1 protein-coding gene and 2 pseudogenes are annotated in these 3,253 nt (G+C 36.0%); all 3 read left to right on the top strand.

Annotated elements, in window-relative coordinates; genetic code table 11:
* Positions 1-215 precede the first annotated feature (215 nt).
* Positions 216-476 (top strand): annotated as a pseudogene (locus HX743_RS15710) (integrase core domain-containing protein); the annotation flags it as partial.
* Positions 477-557: 81 nt separating this feature from the next.
* A complete protein-coding gene (locus HX743_RS15705) occupies positions 558-2,513 on the top strand; it encodes an alkyl/aryl-sulfatase (RefSeq protein ID WP_000693745.1) in 1,956 nt (651 codons plus the stop codon).
* Positions 2,514-3,126: 613 nt separating this feature from the next.
* Positions 3,127-3,253, top strand: a pseudogene (locus HX743_RS15700) (helix-turn-helix domain-containing protein); the annotation flags it as partial.

The following is a 3,253-nucleotide window of genomic DNA, read 5'->3' as shown; positions in this document are numbered from 1 at the left end:
ATTAAAAGTATGTCGGAGCGGCCTAGGAAGAGGAAATTACAACGATTTACAGATGATATTTCAATGTTATTTAGGAGGCACCAGAGTGTATGAAATATCATCAACATGGCTTAAGTTGGCGCGTATGGGTATTAAGGAGCAAAAAAATATGAATTAATTTTAACTTTTAATTATTCTTTTTTAGTGCTAGATACAACTACCACTCTTTAAGAGTGGTATTGAAATCAAATGACATCCAAATCAGCATGGATGGTAAAGGTCGATGGGTTGATAATGTGATGGTTGAACGATTATGGCGGAGCGTTAAATATGAAGAGGTGTATCTCAAAGCCTACAGCAATGTTTTGGATGCGAAGAAGCAATTAAACGCATATTTTGAATTTTATAATTTGAAACGACCTCATTCGAGTCTGGACAAAATGACTCCAGATGAGTTTTACTATGACCAGCTACCACAACAAAATAAGGTAGCTTAACTAGAGCAGAGTATCACTTATAAATAAGCTTTTAGTTGTTCAAACATGTGGGACCACCTCTATTTAAAAAAAGGAAAGAAGATGAAAATTAAGTTTTTAACAGTTTCATTGATGCTTATTCTGCCATTTTCTGTTTTTGCAGCAAATACTGTAGTAGAAAAAGCGGTCATTGAATCAAATAATACATATAAGGCGAAGTATAACTTAGAGGATATGACTGAGTTTAATCAGGCTCAAAAGGGCTTTATTGCCAAGCCAACAGGTCAAATTAAAAGTGAGAAAGGCAATGTTATCTGGGATTTTGATGCATTTAGTTTTTTACAAGATCAAGCACCAAATACCGTTAATCCCACTCTATGGCGACAAGCAAAATTAAACAACAATGTTGGGCTATTTAAAGTAACAGATCGAGTTTGGCAAATTCGTGGTTTTGATTTGGCAAATATGACCATCATTCAGGGTGATACTGGCTGGATTATTGTGGATACATTAACCTCTAAAGAAACGGCTGAAGCAGCACTTAAATTTGCTAGACAGCATTTAGGTGAGCAAAAAATTTCAGCCATTATCTTTACCCATAGCCATATCGATCATTTTGGTGGTGCATTAGGCGTTCTTTCTAGCGAAGAAATTAACGCTAGAAAAACTCCAATTATTGCGCCAAAAGGCTTTATGGAAGAAGCGACCAGTGAAAATGTGATGGCAGGTTCAGCCATGATACGTCGTGCGACTTATATGTATGGAACTTTTCTACCTAAAAATGCGGAAGGATTGGTGGATACAGGTTTAGGTAAGGCTGTTGCTGTGGGAAAAATGGGCATCCTTGAGCCTACACAACTGATCACTCAACCAGAACAGAAAATGACGGTTGATGGCTTGGATTTTGTGTTTTATAACGTGCCGGGTTCAGAAGCACCAGCAGAATTAACGTTCTCTATCCCATCATTGAAACTTTATAACGGCGCAGAAATTCTATCTCATACCATGCATAATCTTTATACCCTTCGGGGTGCTAAAGTCCGTGATGCCTTAAAATGGGTGGGCTATCTAGACCAAGCAATGCAGCATGCCAAAGCATCCGATGTATTGATTGCACAGCATCATTGGCCTGTCTGGGGCAATGACAATATTCAAGATTTTATTAAAACCCAGCGAGATGTTTATAAGTTCACGCATGATCAGACGGTGAGATATATGAACTCTGGTTTTAATGGCGCTGAAATTGCCGAAAAAATTAAGCTTCCAGCGGCACTTGATCAAAAACTATATGCTCATGGCTATTATGGAACCCTAAAACATAATGTAAAAGCAGTATACCAATATTATATGGGATGGTTCGATGCCCATCCTTCCAATTTAGATCCATTACCCCCTAAAGCTGTTGCAAAAAAATATATTGAGTTAGCAGGTGGGGAGAACAATGCATTGAAAAATGCGCGGGATGCCTACGCTCAAGCTGACTATAGATGGGCTGCCGAGATTTTAAAACATATTGTGTTGAATAACCCTCAAAACCAACAAGCAAAAGACTTATTGGCGAATACTTATCGTCAATTGGGCTATGCTGCTGAGGCTTCAACTTGGCGTAATTTCTTTTTGGTGGGCGCTCAAGAGCTACAAAATAATGTACCCCTACAAAATACTTCTGATCCGAGTGATTTATTGATTCATACACCAACTGAAAGATTTCTTGAAGCTATGGCGACAAATTTAGATGTGGAAAATTTAAAAAATGAAAACCAGTGTATCAATCTGGTTTTGTCGGATACCAAAGAGCATTTTTCATTATGGGTTGAAAACTCAGTCATGCAGTTTAAGCGTTATGATGAAAGTAAAGATTTGGCATTGGATTGCCCTACATTAACCTTAACCAAGCCCTTATATCTAAAAATGATTACAGGTCAAATAGAAGGGGTAAAAGTCCTGCTTTCTAAAGACAGTAAAGTCAAAGGTAATCCACTGAAAATTGGAAAATTCTTTGCAATGTTTAAACGTCCAGATTCAATTTTCCCGATTGTGACTCGACCAAATGGCTAAGCTCAAATAAGTAAAGTCGAAACTTAAATTAATAGATCCAAAGAAATGGGTGAAATTATCAACTTGGTTCTCCCAATCTTATAACAGGAATACAAGAAATTATTTCTTGTATTCCTCTTTAAAATTAAAAGTAAGCTATATGTATTTTAACTCTATTGATACTTTATTAAATGGTTTTTGAATTTTTATACTTTATTTTCGATGGAGATATTTTTATTAGTAGCTTGTTTAAAAAAGATTTGTTTATTTTTCTATTAATTGCTTCTAAATAATAACTTCAATATTTTTGTGGTTAAAAGGCAAGGGGGTATTATGATGTGTTTTTTATTGAAAATAAGCTTTTATATTAGATTTTAAAGTGAAATGGGTGGCAGATTTTGGGTGTGATATACACCTTTTCCATCATTACCAATTTATTTAATTTCTTGTTTGGATGATTCTGGCGAAGAGCTCGTATATGTTGGAAAGACAAAGAATACGTCTCGATTTAATGGCGGACATTCTGCAGCCTTAAAACTCCATGCACCAGAATATAGTAATAAGCAAAAGAAAATAAGTTGACAAAAATAACTAATCATGCGAAAAAGTTTTTTTAGTTAACAGATGTTCACATATGCCTCGAATTGTTTCTGTACCACTTAGTTTAGAACAGCGAGAACGACTCATTTTTCTGGCCAAGCATGCAAAACATTGGCGTGAAAGACAACGTGCCCAAACTATTCTCTGGCTTTCTGAAGGTA

This window comes from Acinetobacter sp. Swhac1, assembly GCF_013390985.1.
Lineage (GTDB): Bacteria > Pseudomonadota > Gammaproteobacteria > Pseudomonadales > Moraxellaceae > Acinetobacter > Acinetobacter towneri.
The sequence above is the reverse complement of the archived record's forward strand: the minus strand, read 5'-3'. Positions and strand labels throughout refer to the sequence as shown.